At 63.1% G+C, this 15,312-nt stretch carries 14 protein-coding genes; 12 read left to right on the top strand and 2 right to left on the bottom strand.

Annotated features, from left to right (window positions below; all coding sequences use genetic code 11):
* The first annotated feature begins 6 nt into the window (after window positions 1-6).
* From dltC to ACTNAU_RS11025, 4 genes are all read left to right on the top strand, one after another.
* Window positions 7-246, top strand: a complete 240-nt coding sequence (gene dltC, locus ACTNAU_RS11040) for a D-alanine--poly(phosphoribitol) ligase subunit 2 (RefSeq protein WP_441098447.1) — start codon at window positions 7-9, stop codon at window positions 244-246.
* Window positions 243-1,451, top strand: a complete 1,209-nt coding sequence (gene dltD, locus ACTNAU_RS11035) for a D-alanyl-lipoteichoic acid biosynthesis protein DltD (protein WP_441098446.1) — start codon at window positions 243-245, stop codon at window positions 1,449-1,451. The genes dltC and dltD overlap by 4 nt, the downstream gene beginning before the upstream one ends.
* Window positions 1,417-1,578, top strand: a complete 162-nt coding sequence (locus tag ACTNAU_RS11030; protein WP_441098445.1) for a hypothetical protein — start codon at window positions 1,417-1,419, stop codon at window positions 1,576-1,578. The genes dltD and ACTNAU_RS11030 overlap by 35 nt, the downstream gene beginning before the upstream one ends.
* A gap of 178 nt (window positions 1,579-1,756) precedes the next feature.
* The gene (locus ACTNAU_RS11025; RefSeq protein ID WP_441098444.1) at window positions 1,757-2,410 is read left to right on the top strand and encodes a hypothetical protein; all 654 of its coding nucleotides are present in this window, start codon (window positions 1,757-1,759) and stop codon (window positions 2,408-2,410) included.
* A gap of 155 nt (window positions 2,411-2,565) precedes the next feature.
* On the opposite strand, the gene ACTNAU_RS11020 is transcribed toward ACTNAU_RS11025, so the two are convergent.
* Both ACTNAU_RS11020 and murC read right to left on the bottom strand, forming a co-directional pair.
* Complete coding sequence (locus tag ACTNAU_RS11020; protein WP_441098443.1) at window positions 2,566-3,078, bottom strand: AAA family ATPase; 513 nt, start codon at window positions 3,076-3,078, stop codon at window positions 2,566-2,568.
* A 59-nt stretch (window positions 3,079-3,137) separates the two neighbouring features.
* Complete coding sequence (gene murC, locus ACTNAU_RS11015) at window positions 3,138-4,514, bottom strand: UDP-N-acetylmuramate--L-alanine ligase (protein ID WP_021661025.1); 1,377 nt, start codon at window positions 4,512-4,514, stop codon at window positions 3,138-3,140.
* 388 nt (window positions 4,515-4,902) lie between these two features.
* On the opposite strand from murC, the gene ACTNAU_RS11010 reads away from it, so the two are divergent.
* From ACTNAU_RS11010 to ACTNAU_RS10975, 8 genes are all read left to right on the top strand, one after another.
* On the top strand, window positions 4,903-5,766 hold the full coding sequence (locus tag ACTNAU_RS11010; RefSeq protein WP_073261153.1) for a MurR/RpiR family transcriptional regulator: 864 nt from the start codon (window positions 4,903-4,905) through the stop codon (window positions 5,764-5,766).
* A 9-nt stretch (window positions 5,767-5,775) separates the two neighbouring features.
* Complete coding sequence (locus tag ACTNAU_RS11005) at window positions 5,776-7,017, top strand: NAD(P)/FAD-dependent oxidoreductase (protein WP_441098442.1); 1,242 nt, start codon at window positions 5,776-5,778, stop codon at window positions 7,015-7,017.
* 91 nt (window positions 7,018-7,108) lie between these two features.
* Window positions 7,109-7,783, top strand: coding sequence for a (d)CMP kinase (gene cmk / locus ACTNAU_RS11000; protein WP_185914722.1), 675 nt, complete (start codon window positions 7,109-7,111; stop codon window positions 7,781-7,783).
* Window positions 7,780-8,385, top strand: a complete 606-nt coding sequence (locus tag ACTNAU_RS10995) for a lysophospholipid acyltransferase family protein (RefSeq protein ID WP_185914723.1) — start codon at window positions 7,780-7,782, stop codon at window positions 8,383-8,385. Before cmk ends, ACTNAU_RS10995 begins: the two co-directional genes overlap by 4 nt.
* Window positions 8,376-10,397 (top strand): bifunctional 4-hydroxy-3-methylbut-2-enyl diphosphate reductase/30S ribosomal protein S1, encoded by a 2,022-nt coding sequence (locus tag ACTNAU_RS10990; RefSeq protein ID WP_441098441.1) that lies wholly within the window; start codon window positions 8,376-8,378, stop codon window positions 10,395-10,397. The genes ACTNAU_RS10995 and ACTNAU_RS10990 overlap by 10 nt, the downstream gene beginning before the upstream one ends.
* A gap of 1,541 nt (window positions 10,398-11,938) precedes the next feature.
* Window positions 11,939-13,168 (top strand): SpoIVB peptidase, encoded by a 1,230-nt coding sequence (spoIVB, locus tag ACTNAU_RS10985; RefSeq protein WP_441098440.1) that lies wholly within the window; start codon window positions 11,939-11,941, stop codon window positions 13,166-13,168.
* Window positions 13,169-13,330: 162 nt separating this feature from the next.
* Window positions 13,331-14,110, top strand: coding sequence for a sporulation transcription factor Spo0A (spo0A, locus tag ACTNAU_RS10980; RefSeq protein WP_185914726.1), 780 nt, complete (start codon window positions 13,331-13,333; stop codon window positions 14,108-14,110).
* A gap of 489 nt (window positions 14,111-14,599) precedes the next feature.
* Window positions 14,600-15,295, top strand: a complete 696-nt coding sequence (locus ACTNAU_RS10975) for a nucleotide-binding protein (protein WP_441098457.1) — start codon at window positions 14,600-14,602, stop codon at window positions 15,293-15,295.
* Window positions 15,296-15,312 lie beyond the last annotated feature (17 nt).

Raw genomic sequence — 15,312 nt, 5'->3', positions numbered from 1 at the left:
ACTGCAATGGAAGAAAACGTTTTGGAGATGTTGGTGGAACTCTGTGACGACGAGGTGGTGCGGGAGGACCCGGACGTGGAGCTCTTTGAGACCGGGCTCATCGACTCCCTGGGCTTTACCGAGCTGCTGGTGGACATTGAGGACCGCTTTGGGGTCGTCATCTCCCCCTCCGAGTTGGAGCGGGAAGAGATGAACACCCCCCGCAAGATCATCGCCCTCATCGCCCAGAGGAGCGCCCAGGCGTGAAGAGGGCAGCCGCCGCCCTGTTGGCCCTGGTGCTGGCCCTGGGCTGCATCTGGGGGTCGGGGCGCTACTTCCGCGGCCAGCTGGAGGGCGACTTGCGGCGCCAGCTCATCTACGACACCAGCCTGGAGAAAAACTATTCGCCAAATGCCTTTTCCGCCCTTCGGGACGAGAGCAGTCTGTTGGTGCTGGGCTCGTCGGAGCTGACGCTACACGAGGAGAGCACCCACCCCCAGCTGGTGTTTGGCAGCGGCAACTCCGACTTCAACACGGTGCTGTTGGGGGTGCCGGGGACCCAGAGCCTCAACCAGGCCATCAATCTGGCGGCCCTGTCGGATCAGATGGCCAACAAAAAGGCGGTCTTTATCCTCTCCCCTCAGTGGTTTTACAAACAGGGGGTCTACCCCGAGACCTTCGCCAGCCGGTTTTACCTGCAGATGTTTGACGCCTTCATGAAAAACGAGCGGGTGACAGACGAGACCAAGCGAAAGATCTTGCGCCGGTGCAAGGAGCTCCTCGTCAAGGACCCCGAGCGCAAAAAGCAGGTGGAGACCTACGAGAAGATCTACCTCACCGGGGATCTCGACCCCCTGGACTACCTGCAGCTGGGGGTGGGAAATCTCTTTTCGGGGCTGCAGTCGGACTACAATGTCTGGCGCACTCAGACATACCCCCACCAGCAGGCGGAACACCGCTACACCCCCTTTATCGCCTCGGTCAAGCCCAGCGAGACGACGGTCCGCGCCGGGGAGATCGACTGGGCAGCCCTGCGCCAGCAGGGGGAGGAGCAGGGAAAGAGCCTCTGCACCAACAATTCCTTTTACATGGAAGACGGGTATTACCAGGACCTGATTCGCGCCCGGGGCTACACCGCCCGCAACTCTGAACGGGATTCCAGCTTCAAGGTGTCCCCGGAGTACGACGACCTGCGGCTGTTTTTGCAGGTGGCCAAGGAGCTGGGGATCGAAATCATGCTGGTGAGCGTGCCGGTCAACGGCTACTGGTACGACTACACCGGGTTCCCCCAAGAGGACAGAAAGCAGTACTACCAAAACATCCGCAACATCGCCGAGCAAAACGGGGTGCAGCTGGCCGACTACTCCGACCGGGAATACGAGCCCTATTTTTTGAGAGACATCATGCACCTGGGCTGGAAGGGATGGGCGTATCTAGATGAACAGATTTACCAATTTTATCAGGCGGATTAAGGGCAACCCCTGGCTCTCCTTCCTGGGGTGGACGGCCTTTTTCTTCCTCCTCTTCATAGGCATCTACATCGGGCTCCTCTGCACCGACTTCTCCACCGCCCCCCAGTTCCTCTACAACCAGTTTTAAAAGGGGCCCTTTGCCGTCCGCGGCATTCGCCCTATTTCGACAGATTTCCCTTGTGCGAAGCGCTGCTTTTTGATCCCCTTTTTCGACAGACAGCACAAGAAGTGTGTTGCCCCCTGTTCCTTTTTCCGCCCTTCGACTATACTAGAGGGGGAAATTGGGCGGAAAGGGGGCGGCCTCTGTGAAGCGGATGGGACGGGTGTTGGCGGTGGCGCTGCTGTGCGCCCTTTTGGCGGGCTGCGCCCCCGCTGCCCCCAACCGGGCGGAGAGCAGTTCCGCCCCGGCGGGGGAGAGCTACTTTCCCGCCGATCTCAGCGAGAGCCAGGTGATCGATGTCTACCTGGACCGCTGCCGCTGGCTGGCGGCCGAGGCGCCCGACTGGACCAGCGCGGACCAGCTGTCCCCCGATACCCTGGTGGTGCTGGGCTACTACCTCCCCCTTTACCCCGACAACCGGGCGCCAGACCGCCCCTATTACAACTACGGGGCCGCGTCGGCGGGCGAGCTCTCCGGCTACCTCTTTCCCCAGGACGAGGTGGAGGGGGTTTGCCAGCGCTACTTTGGGGTGCCGCCCCAGTGGGTGCGGGAGAGCGGGCGCTACCTGCCCGAGCGGGAGAGTTACGCCCTCATCTACCGCCCCGTTCCCCGCGAATACCTGTTTGCGCTGGACGACTGGCAGGTGGGCGGGTCGCTGATGAGCCTTTCGGTGAGCGTCTACAAGCGGACGGTGGACGGCGAGCGGGGGTCCCTCCTGCGCCGGCGGCGCATCTCCATCGAGGGGACCGGGGACGGGGACTTTCACTATGTGGGGGTCACCACCCTGCCCACCCAGTGACGGGGGCCCTTGACCGGCAGAGCGAGATGCCAAAAACAAAGGCCCGGAAGGCGCTGCAGAGGCTGCTTTCCGGGCGCTTTTTTGCCTCTCCCGATGGGGGGAGGCAGACGGAGAGGAAGGCCCGGCAGAAAATTCTGCCGGGCCTTCCTCTCCCTTTACCCGATGCAGTCGGGCAGCTTGTCGCCGGGGCGGATCACCCAGTCGGCCTCCCCCTCGGCGAGGGGCTCGAAACGGCTGTCGAAGAGGGCCTGCATCTCGGGGTCGATGCGGTATTCCCGCCCCTGGGCGGCGGCGTTTCGACGCGCCAACCGCCGGGCGCGCAGCTCGGCGGGGGCGGTGAAGAGGAGCAGCTTGACCGGCACCCCTGCTCTGGCGAACCGGGCCCGGGTCTCGGCCCGCTCCGCCGCGCTCCAAAAGCCAAAGTCCAGCAGCACGTCCGCCCCGGCCAGGGCGATCTCCTCCGCCCTCGCCAGCAGGTAGGTGCGGCACCGCTCCCAGACCGCCCGGTGGGCCTCCCCCAGGTACTCGGGGAAGAGGGCGAGCATCAGCTCGTCCACCGAGAGCAGGGCGGCCCCCCGCTCGGCCTGCCAGGTCCGGGCAAAGGTGCTCTTGCCGCTGCCGGTCTTGCCGCAGAGCAGGTAGACGGTGCCGGTGGGCTTTCCCTCCATCAAACTTCCTCCCTCCCAGCCAAAAAGGCGCCCGGCAGCTGCTGCCGGGCGCCCCTCTGTCAGTTCTTTTTCTCTCCCAGCAGCAACTTGTCGATTTTGTAGACGTCGCCGCAGCCCAGGGTGAGCACCAGGTCGCCCGGCTCCACGTGTGCCAGCAGGTAGTCGGCCACCTCGGGGAAGGTGTCCAGCTGCACGCTGCCGGGCACCTTGTCGGCCAGGTCCTTGGCGTGGATGCCGTAGGTGTTGATCTCCCTCGCGCCCATGATGGCGGTGATCACCGCCCGGTCGGCGATCTGCAAGACCCGCGCAAAGTCGTCCAGCAGGATCGAGGTGCGGGAGAAGGTGAAGGGCTGAAAGACCGCCCACACCTTGTTGTAGCCCATCTGGGTGGCCACCTTGAGGGTCGCCTCCAGCTCGGCGGGGTGGTGGGCATAGTCGTCGGCCACGGTGAAGCCGTTCACCTCCCCCAAAAATTCAAATCGGCGGCCCGCCCCGCCGAAGTGGGGCAGGTGCTCCTCCAGCTGGGCGGGGGTGACCCCGCACTGCAGCGCCGCCACGCAGACGGCCAGGGAGTTGAGGACGTTGTGCCGCCCCGGCACCCCCAGCCGGATCCGGCAGAGGGTCTCGCCCCGGTGGCAGAGGTCGTACTGGTAAAAGACCCCCCGCTCCACGGCGATGTTCTCGGCGGTGTAGTCGAGCCCCTCCTTGGTGCCGAAGGTGAGGATGGGCACCGTCACCCCGTCCAGGGATCTCATGGAGTTCTCGTCGTCCCCGTTGACGATGACCATCTTGCTGGCCATCTTGTTGAAGGCGTTGAAGGAGCGGATGATGTTCTCGAGATTTTTGAAGTACTCCAGGTGGTCCCGGTCGATGTTGAGGACCACCGAGACGTCGGGGCTGAGCTTTAAAAAGGTGTCCACGTACTCGCAGGACTCGCAGACAAAGGTCTCGCTCTTCCCCACCCGGCCGTTGCCGCCGATGCTGCGCAGCTTGCCGCCGATGACCGCCGTGGGGTCGGCCCCGCAGTCCAGCAGCAGCTGGGTGAGCATGGCGGTGGAGGTGGTCTTGCCGTGGGTGCCGCAGATGCAGACGGCGTTTGGATACTGGCGGGAGATGACCCCCAGCAACACCGAGCGCTCGATGACAGTGGCGTTGGAGGCCTTGGCCGCCAGCAGCTCGGGATTGTCCTTCATGATGGCCGCGGTGTAGACCACCAAGTCGGCCCCCTCGATGTTTTTGGGGTCGTGGCCCAGGTGCACCGGGATCCCCAGCCCCCGCACCAGGGCAAGGGTGTCGGTCTCGTTGTTGTCCGAGCCGGTGATGAAATAGCCCTTGTCGTGCAGGATCTGGGCCAGGGGGAACATCCCCGACCCGCCGATGCCGATGAAATGAACGTGCTGTTTGCCCTTGAGCAAGTCCTCGTAGATAACTGCCATGTTGCGCACACCTCGAATATAGTCTCAGGGATGGGGGCGCAGGCCCCCGCGAAATAGGATGGGCGATGAGTTCCCATAGAATATACCACATTTCCCCTGCAAAATCCACGCCTTTGCCGGTTTTGCCGCCATTTTTGACAGTTCGCCCGGCTGCGGACGCCATTTTGCAAGAAGCTGCCATCATTTCCTGCAAAAAAGGGGGAGAAGGGGCAAAAATTCCTTGCAATTTTCGCCCCGCGACGATACACTGATAGTGTTGACAAGTTCGGTAAAAAACAGCCGCTTTCCCAGCGGCGTCCATTCCATTATACGCCGAGTGGCAGACGCCCATGCGCGGACGCCCGCCTTTTTTGTGGCCGGCGCGGGGCAGAGAGGCAGGGAGAGGATTTTGAGCAGTTTGCTACACACCATCGAGGAGAAGATGGGCCAGTTTTCCAAGGGGCAGAAGAAGATTGCCCGCTACATCTTTGAAAACTACGACAAGGCCGCCTTTATGACCGCCTCCAAGCTGGGGCGGGAGGTGGGGGTCAGTGAGTCCACCGTGGTCCGCTTTGCCATGGAGGTGGGCTTTGAGGGCTACCCCCAGTTCCAGCGCTCCCTCAAAGAGCTCATCAAGAGAAACCTCAGCGCCGTGCAGCGGATGCGGGTCACCTCCGAGCAGATCGGCGACCGGGACGTCCTCTCCCGGGTGCTGGAGCTGGACATCGCCACCGTCCGCAAGACCGAGCAGGCCGTCTCCAGCGAGGACTTCAACCGCGCCGTCGAGACCCTGCTGGAGGCCCGGCGCATCTACATCGTGGGGATGCGGGGGGCCTCCTCCCTCTCCTCCTTCACCGCCTACTACTTCAATATGATCTTTGAAAACGTCCACCTCGTCAGCGAGGACAAGGGCTCCGACGTCTTTGAGCAGATCGTCCGCATCGGCGAGGGGGACGTGATCTTGGGCATCAGCTTCCCCCGCTACTCCAAAAAGACGGTGCGGGCGTTGACCTGCGCGGCCAAGAGCGGGGCCAAGGTCATCTCCATCACCGACAGCGAAAAGTCCCCCATCGCCGCCATGGCCGACACCGTCCTCTACGCCAAGAGCGAGATGATCTCCTTCGTGGACTCGCTGGTGGCCCCCCTCAGCCTCATCAACGCCCTGATCGTGGCCCTGGGCCAGCGCAAGCAGACCGAGGTGTTTGCCACCCTGGGCAAGCTGGAGACCATGTGGAACGAGGACCAGGTCTACGAGAACATCGGCGAGGTGTGAGGAGTGGAGATGGAGAGAGTGTACAGCGCCGCGGTGATCGGCGGCGGCCCCGCGGGGCTGATGGCGGCCGGACTGCTCGGGCAGGGGGGACTGCCGGTCCTCCTGTTGGAAAAAAACGACCAGCCCGGCAAAAAGTTGCGCATCACCGGCAAGGGCCGGTGCAACCTGACCAACAACTGCGAGGTGGAGGACTTTCTGCGAAACGTCCCCCGCAACCCCCGCTTTCTCTACTCGGCCCTCTACGGCTTCACTCCGCAGGACACCATGGCCTTTTTTGAGGGGCTGGGGGTCCCCCTCAAGACCGAGCGGGGGAACCGGGTCTTCCCCCAGAGCGACCGGGCCGGCGACGTGGTGGACGCCCTGACAAACTGGTGCCGGGCCCAGGGGGTGGAATTTCGCCAGGGCGAGGTGGAGACCGTCACCCCCGGCGCGCCCTTCTCGCTGTCCCTCAAAGAGGGGGGCGCCATCTCCGCCCACCGGGTGGTGGTGGCCACCGGCGGCCTCTCCTACCCGCAGACCGGCAGCACCGGCGACGGCTACCGCTTCGCCCGCCAGCTGGGCCACACCGTCACCCCGCCGGGGCCCTCCCTGGTGCCCTTGCGCTGCGGCGAGCAGTGGTGCAAAAACTGCCAGGGCCTCTCCCTGAAAAACGTCACCCTCACGGTGGAGGAGGTGGGGAAGAAGCGCCCGGTCTTCAGCGAGCTGGGGGAGATGCTCTTCACCCACTTCGGGGTATCGGGGCCGCTGGTCCTCTCCGCCTCCTGCCACATGGAGGACGCGCCCGGGCGCTACCGGCTGCACATCGACCTAAAGCCCGGGCTCACCCACGAGGCGCTGGACCGCCGGCTGCTGCGGGACTTTGAGGAGTACCGGAACAAAAACCTGCAAAACGCCCTGGGCAAACTGCTGCCGCAAAAGCTCATCGGCAGCTATGTGGCCCTCACCGGCATCCCCGGCGAGAAGAAGGTCAACCAGCTCACCCAGGCCGAGCGGGGGGAGATGGTGCGGGTGATGAAGGATCTGCCCCTCACCGTCTCCGGCTTCCGCCCCGCGGCCGAGGGGATCATCACCCGCGGCGGCGTCTCGGTGCGGGAGGTGGATCCCGGCTCCTGCCAGTCCAGGCGCTGCCCGGGCGCCTACTTTGTGGGCGAGGTGCTGGACGTGGACGGCTACACCGGCGGCTTCAACTTGCAGATCGCCTTTTCCACCGCCGTGGCCGCGGCCCGGGACATCCTGGCCCAGCCCCGGTGACCCTTCCGTTTCCCTACCGGCCGCTCTCCGGGGCGGCTTTTGCCCCCGAGAGGGGCGCCATTACCACCGATTTCGAGGAGGACGAACAGATATGTTATCCATTGCCATTGACGGGCCCGCCGGTGCGGGCAAGAGCACCATCGCCCGCACGGCGGCCGGGGCGCTGCACTTTATCTACGTGGACACCGGGGCCCTGTACCGGGCCATCGGCTATCACGGCCTGCAGGTGGGGGCCGACCTGACCGACACGGCTGCCATCAAGGCCCTGCTGCCGGAGCTGCAGGTGGACCTGCGCTTTGTCGGGGGCCAGCAGCGGGTCTTTGTCGGCGGCGAGGACGTGAGCGACTTCATCCGCTCCCCCCAGGTGAGCAAGGCCGCCTCCCAGGTCTCGGCGGTGCAGGAGGTGCGGGATTTCCTGATGGAGACCCAGCGCTCCCTGGCCCGCAAGAACAGCGTCATCATGGACGGGCGGGACATCGGCACCGTGGTACTGCCCGACGCCGATTTGAAGATATTCCTCACCGCCTCCCCCGAGGCCCGGGCCCAGCGCCGCTGCAAGGAGCTGGCGGAGAAGGGGAGCCCCATCCCCTATGAGGAGGTGCTGCGGGACATCCAGCAGCGCGACTACGACGACAGCCACCGGGAGGCCGCCCCCCTCAAACAGGCTGCGGACGCGGTGCTGGTGGACACCAGCGAGCTGAATTTGGCGGAGAGCGTGGACGCGGTCTGCGCCCTTATCCGCCAGCGTCTGGGGGACCGGCTATGAGTTTTTACCGCTTTGCCCACGGGGTGGTCAACGTGATCTTTCGCGCCCTCTACCGGGTGCACTACGAGGGGCGGGAGAACCTGCCCCCCCAGGGCGGCTACGTCTTCTGCTCCAACCACATCAGCGACCTGGACCCCATCTTTGTGGCCCTGCCGGTGCGCCAGCAGATCTGCTACATGGCCAAGATCGAGCTCTTTAAGGGCCGCTTCACCGGCAGACTGCTGCGGGCCCTGGGGGCCTTCCCGGTGGACCGGGGCAAGGGGGATACCTCCGCCCTGGACCGGGCCAAAGAGGTGGTGAAGGAGGGGAAGATCCTCGGCGTCTTTCCCGAGGGGACCCGCTCCAAGACCGGCAAGCTGCTCAAGCTCAAGTCGGGGGCCATCGTGGTCTCGGCCCAGACCGGGGCCGACATCCTGCCGGTGGCCATCTGCGCCCCCAAGGGGATGCACCCCTTTGCCCCCGTCTATGTGCGCTACGGCGCCCTCATCCGCAATGGGGAGCTGGGGCTGACCGATATGAAGGCCGCCTCCCAGCTCAAGGGGGCCAAGGTCCTGCTCACCGAGCGGATGGCGACCCTGTTGGAGGAATTGTCATGCCGGTGATTTTGGCGAAGACCGCGGGTTTTTGCTTTGGGGTGGACCGGGCGGTCAAACAGGTCTATGACCTGCTGGAACAGGGGAAGCGGGTGTGCACCCTGGGCCCCATCATCCACAACACCCACCTGGTGGCCGACCTGGAGCGCCGCGGGGTGCGCACGGTCACTTCCCCCGCCGAGGTGGGGGAGGGGGAGACCCTGGTCATCCGCTCCCACGGGGTGCCCGCCTCGGTCTATGCGCAGATCGAGGAGGCGGGGATCGACTGGGTGGACGCCACCTGCCCCTTTGTGGCAAAGATCCATCAAATCGTGAGGGAGCGCTCGGAGGCGGGGGACCTGGTCTTGGTCGCCGGGGACCCCAATCACCCCGAGGTGGTGGGGATCGTCGGCCACTGCCCCGGCGAGGTGCGGGTCTTCTCCACCGCCGAGGAGCTGCGCCGCCTGGCAAAGGAGGGGGACTTCTCCGACCGCCCGGTATCGATGGTCAGCCAGACCACCTTCAACGTGGCCCTCTGGAAAGAGGCGGTGGCCGAGGCCGAGGCCCTCTTTCCCGGCCTCTCGGTCTTCTCCACCATCTGCTCGGCCACGGCCAGCCGGCAGCAGGAAGCCGAGGCCCTCTCCAAGAAGAGCGGGCTGATGGTGGTGGTGGGGGACCGAAAAAGCTCCAACACCGCCAAATTGCGGGAGGTTTGCGAAAAAAATTGCCCCACAATCCTGGTAGAAACTGCGGATGAACTGTTGCAACAGCGCGGTTTGTATGCTAAAATAATAGGAGTTACCGCTGGTGCTTCGACTCCGGCGTGTATAATCAAGGAGGTACTACATACAATGAGTGAACTGCAAAACGACGTTCAAGGCGAAGACTTCAGCTTTGAAGAAGCACTGGAGGAGAGCCTCAAGCCAATATATACCGGCCAGCGCCTCAAGGGCGTAGTCACCAGCATCGCCCCCAATGAGGTGACCGTCGATATTGGCACCAAGCACACCGGTTTTGTCGCCCTGAGCGAGCTCACCAACGATCCCAACGCGTCGGCGGACGACATCGTCAAAAAAGGCGATGAGATCAACGTGATCGTTTTGCGGGTCAACGATCAGGAAGGCACCGTCCAGCTGTCCAAAAAGCGCTACGACGCCATCGAGGGCTTTGACAAAATCGTCAAGGCCCAGGAGGAGGACGCCATCCTCACCGGCACTGTCACCGACGTCATCAAAGGCGGCGTGCTGGTCAGCTGCTACGGCATCAAGGTGTTCGTCCCCGCCTCCCTGGCGACCCTCCGCCGCAACGACGACCTCAACGCCCTCAAGGGCACCGAGGCCGAATTCAAGGTCATTGAGATCAACGAGCGCCGGGCCCGCGCCATCGGCTCCATCAAAGCTGTTCTGGCCGAGCGCAACAAGGCCGTTGCCGAGGCCTTCTGGCAGTCCGTTGAAATCGGCAAGCACTACACCGGCACCGTCAAGAGCCTGACTTCCTACGGCGCCTTCATCGACCTGGGCGGTGTGGACGGCATGGTCCACATCAGCGAGCTGAGCTGGAAGCGCATCAAGCACCCCAGCGAGGTGGTCAAGGTCGGCGACACCGTCGAGGTCTACGTCAAGGACGTGGACTTTGAGAACAAGAAGATCTCCCTGGGCTACAAGAAGACCGAGGACAACCCCTGGGTCATCTTCCAGAGAGACTACCATGTCGGCGACGTCATCAAGGTGCAGATCGTCTCCATCACTTCCTTTGGCGCCTTTGCCCGCATCATCGACGGGGTGGACGGCTTGATCCACATCAGCCAGATCTCCAACGAGCGGGTCGAGAAGGTGGCCGACGCCCTGCAGGTCGGACAGGAGGTCGAGGTGAAGATCACCGAGGCCGACATCGACCGCAAGCGGGTCAGCCTGTCCATCCGCGCCCTGCTGGACAGCCCCAAGCGGGAAGAGCGGGACGACTACGGCTTCTCCTCCAGCGAGAACAACGTGGTCTACTCCACCGAAGAGGCCGATGCCCTGAAAGAGAGCGAGGGGGAGTAATTCACCCCTTTTGAAAGAGCGCCCTGGAGCGAGCCAAACGGCTCCCTCCGGGGCGTTTTTCTCTACCGGGAGGGGGGCCGCCGCGTCGCCCGCCCATTTTTGCCCGCCGCCCTCTGTCTATTGGGGTGCAAAGGCGCGATTGCCGCCCCGCTGTCTATTCTTTTGTCCGCGCTGGGGAAGGGGAGAAGGAGGCGGCTGTACTGCCACCCCTCCTTCCCCGCCGTCCCCCCTGTTCATCGGAGTGCAAAATACGGCTGTCGCCCCGTTGCCCGCCCCTTTTGCCGCATCGCAGAAAAAATGGGGGGAGTGACTGTGTCATCTGCCCCTTTTCCGCCGCTTCCTGTCCATTGGGGTGCAAGAACGCGATTGCTGTCCTGTCGCCCCGCCTTTTGTCTGCACCGCAGAGGGGAGGAAGGTGTAACCTTCTCCTTTCTGCCTGCCGTCTACTGCCTATTTGGTTGCAAAGGCGCGATTGCTGCCCTCTGTCCATTCCTCTGCCCACACTGGTGGAAGGGGAGCGGGTGTGTCGTTTGTCCCTTCCTGCGCGCCGCTCCCCTTCTTATTTGGGGCAAAGGCGCGATTGCCGCCCTGCTGCCCGCTCTTTTGTCCGCGCAGGGAAAGAGGGAGCGAGCGCATTGTTTCTCCCTTCCCGCCTGCTGTTCCCTGTCTATTGGAAGCAGAGACGCGATTGCCGCCCCACAGCCCACCCCTTTGCCCGCACCGGAGAAAGGAGAGCAGCTGTGCTGCCGTCCTTTCCGCCTACTTATCCCCCTGCCCATTGAAGTGAAAAGGTGCAACTACCGCCCTGCTGTCTATTCTTTTGTCCGCGCTGGGGAAGGGGTGCGCCGTACTGCGCCCCTTTCCACTTGCCCCCCTGCCCATTGGGGCAAAAAGGTGCGACTACCGCCCTGCTGCCCACTCCTTTGTCCACGCAGGGGAAGGGGGAGCGCTGTACTTATTCCTTTCCACCTTTTCCCCTGCCCATTGGGGCGCCAAAGCGCGATCGTCGCTCCTCTATCCACTCCTCTGGCTGCGCCGGGAAAGAGGAAACAGCCGTGTTGTCCGTGCCATCTGGCCGCAGCCCCTGCCATTGGGGCGCAGAACACGGTTGTCGTCCCGTCATCTGTTCCTTTATCCGCGCTGGGGAAGAGGAGAGCGGGTGTGTCATCTGCCCCTTTCCGCCTGCCATTCCCTGTCTATTGGAGGCAGAGGCGCGATTGCCGCCCACCGTTCGCCCCTTTGTCCGCACTGTGGGAGGGGGCGATTGTGTTACCGCCCTTCCCGCTCGCCATCCCCTGCCAAATGGGATGCAAAATCGCGCCTGCCCCGTCTTCGCCACTCCGCCGCCCTTCGCCGGGCAGGCGACAGCTCCTCCGCCTTCCCCTTCTTTTTGACCAGTTTTTTACAAAAAAATCGACTGCGCGCCGCTAGACTGGTGAGAGGCAGTTTGACCGCTTCTGCCCCCGCTGCCGCGAATTTTTTCCTTTTATAATTGTGGGTGAGCGGGCAAACAGTAAGGAGGTAAAGGCAGGCGATTTGCGTTGAAAAAACAGATTCAAAAAATATGCGGGCTGGCGGCGGCCCTCTGGGCGGCCTTCTCCCTCTCCTCGCTGGGAGCGGTGGCCTACTATCAAAAGACCCTTCCCGACCAGTTCTACGTCTCCTCGGCCGATGTGGTCTCCTTCTCCGGGGCCACCCCCTTCTCCTTTGCCACTGGCACCGACGAGCGGGCGCGGGAGGCGGCGGCCTCTGTGGGGGGAAGTCAGAACTTCTTTACCGACCTCAACCTCTTTGGCCTCATCCCGGTCAAGGACGTCCACGTCTCGGTGGCGGACAAGCCGGTGGTCACCGTCTCCGGCCGCCCCTTCGGGGTGAAGATGTACACCGACGGGGCGGTGGTGGTGGGCATCTCCCCGGTCAAGACCAAAGACGGCGCCAAGACCCCGGGCGAAGAGGCGGGGCTGCAGGTGGGGGACGTCATCGTCACCCTGGGCGGCCAGCCGATCAAGAGCTACACCGACATCACCGCCCAGGCCAAGGCCGGGCAGCCCCTGGTCTGTGAGTACATGCGGGGCGGTTCCCGCTGCTCCACCACCGTCACCCCGGCCCTCTCCAGCGAGGGGGGATACAAGTTGGGGGTCTGGGTGCGGGACTCCTCGGCGGGCATCGGCACCATGACCTTTGTGGCCGGCAGTGGGGACAACCTGATTTTTGCCGGGCTGGGCCACGGCATCAGCGATGTGGACACCAAGGACATCATGCCCCTGGCCACCGGCGAGATCGTCTCGGCCAGGATCAGCGGGGTACAGAGGGGGGAGAGCGGTACCCCGGGCGAACTCAAGGGCCTTTTCACCAGCGAAAAGGCGCTGGGCACCCTGCGCCAAAACGGCGAGACCGGGGTCTACGGCCTCTTTCACCAGGCCCCGCAGGGCACCACCATGCCGGTGGCCTATAAGCAGGAGGTCAAGGAAGGGGCGGCCCAGATCCTCTGTACTCTGGAGGGGGACACCCCCAAGCTCTACAATATCGACATCGAGAGGGTCAACCTCAACGACAGGGAGCGCAGCAAAAACCTGCTCATCCGCGTCACCGACAGCGAACTGCTGGAAAAGGCAGGGGGGATCGTCCAGGGGATGAGCGGCAGCCCCATCATCCAGAACAACCAGCTGGTGGGGGCGGTCACCCACGTGCTGGTCAACGACCCCACCCGCGGTTACGGCATTTTCGCGGAAAATATGTGGGAATCCACCAAAACCGTCTCCGTTTCCTGAGGATGTTGCCCCAATTTCCGCTATTTTTGATTCTTTTGATATTTATTACAAATTTTCCCAGACAAACCCATTGACAATCTTACAGAAACTGGTAAAATATAGGTGTGTGATGACTTTAGATAAGGGAAAAGCAAATTTTATTGTATCAGGAGGAGATTGACAATGAATACAAAGGTCAAGGTATTGGTGGCTGACAACAGCGCGGAGTTTGGGGAGCCCTGCGCCGAGGTGCTGAAAAAGCACGGCTATGCAGTCACCACCATCGCCAGCGACGGCAATCTGTGCGTGGAGGCCATCTGCAAACAAAAGCCGGCGGTGGTGATTTTGAACGCCTTCATGGCCAACCTGGACGCCATTGAGGTGATGACCCAGACCCGCGAAAAGGGGATCACCCCCGTCTACGTGGCCATGTTGGGTTTTGACAACTACAATATCGAGTCCGCCCTCATGCAGGCCGGCGCCAGCTATTACGCCATTCAGCCCTTTGACTTCGAGGTGCTGGCCAAGCGGGTGGCCACCCTGCTGGGCAAGGTGGAAGAACCCGCCGGCGAGACGGTGGTCCCCATGAGCCAGACCGACTTGGAGATCGCCATTACCGAGACGCTGCACCTGATCGGCGTGCCCGCCCACATCAAGGGCTACCACTACATCCGCGACGCCATCTCCCTGTGCATCCAAAACAGCGAGATGCTGGGCTCGGTCACCAAGATGCTCTACCCCACGGTGGCCAGGATGCACGGCACCACCGCCTCCCGGGTGGAGCGGGCCATCCGCCACGCCATCGAGGTGGCCTGGGACCGGGGCGATATCGAGGTGCTCAACAGCTATTTCGGCTACACCGTCAACGCCCTGCGCGGCAAGCCCACCAATTCCGAATTCATTGCTATGATTGCCGACCGGATGTCCCTCTCCATGAAAAAGAGCGGCGGCGTACACGCCTAACATCCCCTTCTCGCGTCCCCTGGTACTGTTTGATTTCCCCATTTGCGCCGGCAGCCTTCCCACTGGCGGCGCATCCCCAAAAGTGTGAAAAGAGAGCGCGCCCGGCCAAAATCGGGCGCGCTCTTTTGGGGTCGGGGACCTGGGGGCGGTTGCCGCCTCCCTCCCGATGGGAGGGAGAGGCGTGTCTCCAAGGAGCGGGTGACGACCCAACAGAGGGGAGTTCTGCCCCAGCTTCTCCTCCTGCCTTTTCCCCATTCCTGCCGTCCCAAAGAGGGAGAACAGGCCCTATAACCCCTGGCAATTTGGTAGTTTGCCCAAATAATTCCTTTTCCTTTTGCCCTTTATGCCCGAAATTACCACGGTTTCGCATTTGTGGTGCGCCGGCAAAAATGATATAATGATTCTTACATCCACCTGCTGCAAGTGCACGGGCTGGATTTATTTTGGAATACGTCATCGCTTTAAAGCGAAGAAAGGCGGTGAGCTGGTATCGAATTTCAGCACAAGAGGATCGCGGTCACCGGCCATTACGGCAGCGGCAAGACAAACTTTGTGGCCAACCTGGCCTTCGCCATGGCCAGAGAGGGCAAAAAGGTGACGGTGGTGGACCTGGATGTGGTCAACCCCTATTTCCGCACCACCGACTTCAAGGACGAGTTCGCGCAGGCGGGCATCGACATCATCTCCCCCACCTACGCCAACTCCAACCTGGACATCCCCGCCCTGGGGGCCCAGGTGCAGTCGGTCTTCTGCGACAACGAGGGCTACGCCCTCTTCGACGTGGGGGGGGACGACGCGGGGGCGGCGGCCATGGGCCGCTACTCGGCCCTCTTCAAAGAGGGGGGGTACGAGCACCTGAGCGTTTTCAACTGCTACCGCTACCTGACCCGCTCGCCGGAGGAGTCGCTGGAGATCATCCGCGAGATCGAGACGGCCTCCCGGCTGCCGGTCACCGGCCTGGTCAACGCCTCCAACCTGGGCTTTGAGACGGGGGAGGAGACCATTCTCGACAGCCTCCCCTACGCCGGGGAGCTGGCCGCCCAGACCGGTCTGCCGGTGCGCTGCACCCTGGTGCGCGAGGAGCTCTACCCCGCGCTGAAGGGGCGGCTGCCCGAGCCCTTCCCGGTGAAGATCTTGGTTCGCCAGCCCTGGCAAAAAGAGCTGCCCCGCCAGGGGCAGGAGTAGCGGCGGCGCGTACACGC

This window comes from Bittarella sp. HCP28S3_D9 (assembly GCF_052065655.1).
GTDB lineage: Bacteria > Bacillota > Clostridia > Oscillospirales > Ruminococcaceae > Bittarella > Bittarella massiliensis.
This window is presented reverse-complemented; position numbering and strand designations above follow the sequence as displayed.

Coding starts and splice junctions, on each gene's coding strand:
- dltC (WP_441098447.1), top strand. CDS start 7: ATGGAAGAAAACGTTTTGGAGATGTTGGTGGAACTCTGTGACGACGAG.
- ACTNAU_RS11030 (WP_441098445.1), top strand. CDS start 1,417: ATGAACAGATTTACCAATTTTATCAGGCGGATTAAGGGCAACCCCTGG.
- ACTNAU_RS11020 (WP_441098443.1), bottom strand. CDS start 3,078: ATGGAGGGAAAGCCCACCGGCACCGTCTACCTGCTCTGCGGCAAGACC.
- murC (WP_021661025.1), bottom strand. CDS start 4,514: ATGGCAGTTATCTACGAGGACTTGCTCAAGGGCAAACAGCACGTTCAT.
- ACTNAU_RS11005 (WP_441098442.1), top strand. CDS start 5,776: ATGGAGAGAGTGTACAGCGCCGCGGTGATCGGCGGCGGCCCCGCGGGG.
- cmk (WP_185914722.1), top strand. CDS start 7,109: ATGTTATCCATTGCCATTGACGGGCCCGCCGGTGCGGGCAAGAGCACC.
- ACTNAU_RS10995 (WP_185914723.1), top strand. CDS start 7,780: ATGAGTTTTTACCGCTTTGCCCACGGGGTGGTCAACGTGATCTTTCGC.
- ACTNAU_RS10990 (WP_441098441.1), top strand. CDS start 8,376: ATGCCGGTGATTTTGGCGAAGACCGCGGGTTTTTGCTTTGGGGTGGAC.
- spo0A (WP_185914726.1), top strand. CDS start 13,331: ATGAATACAAAGGTCAAGGTATTGGTGGCTGACAACAGCGCGGAGTTT.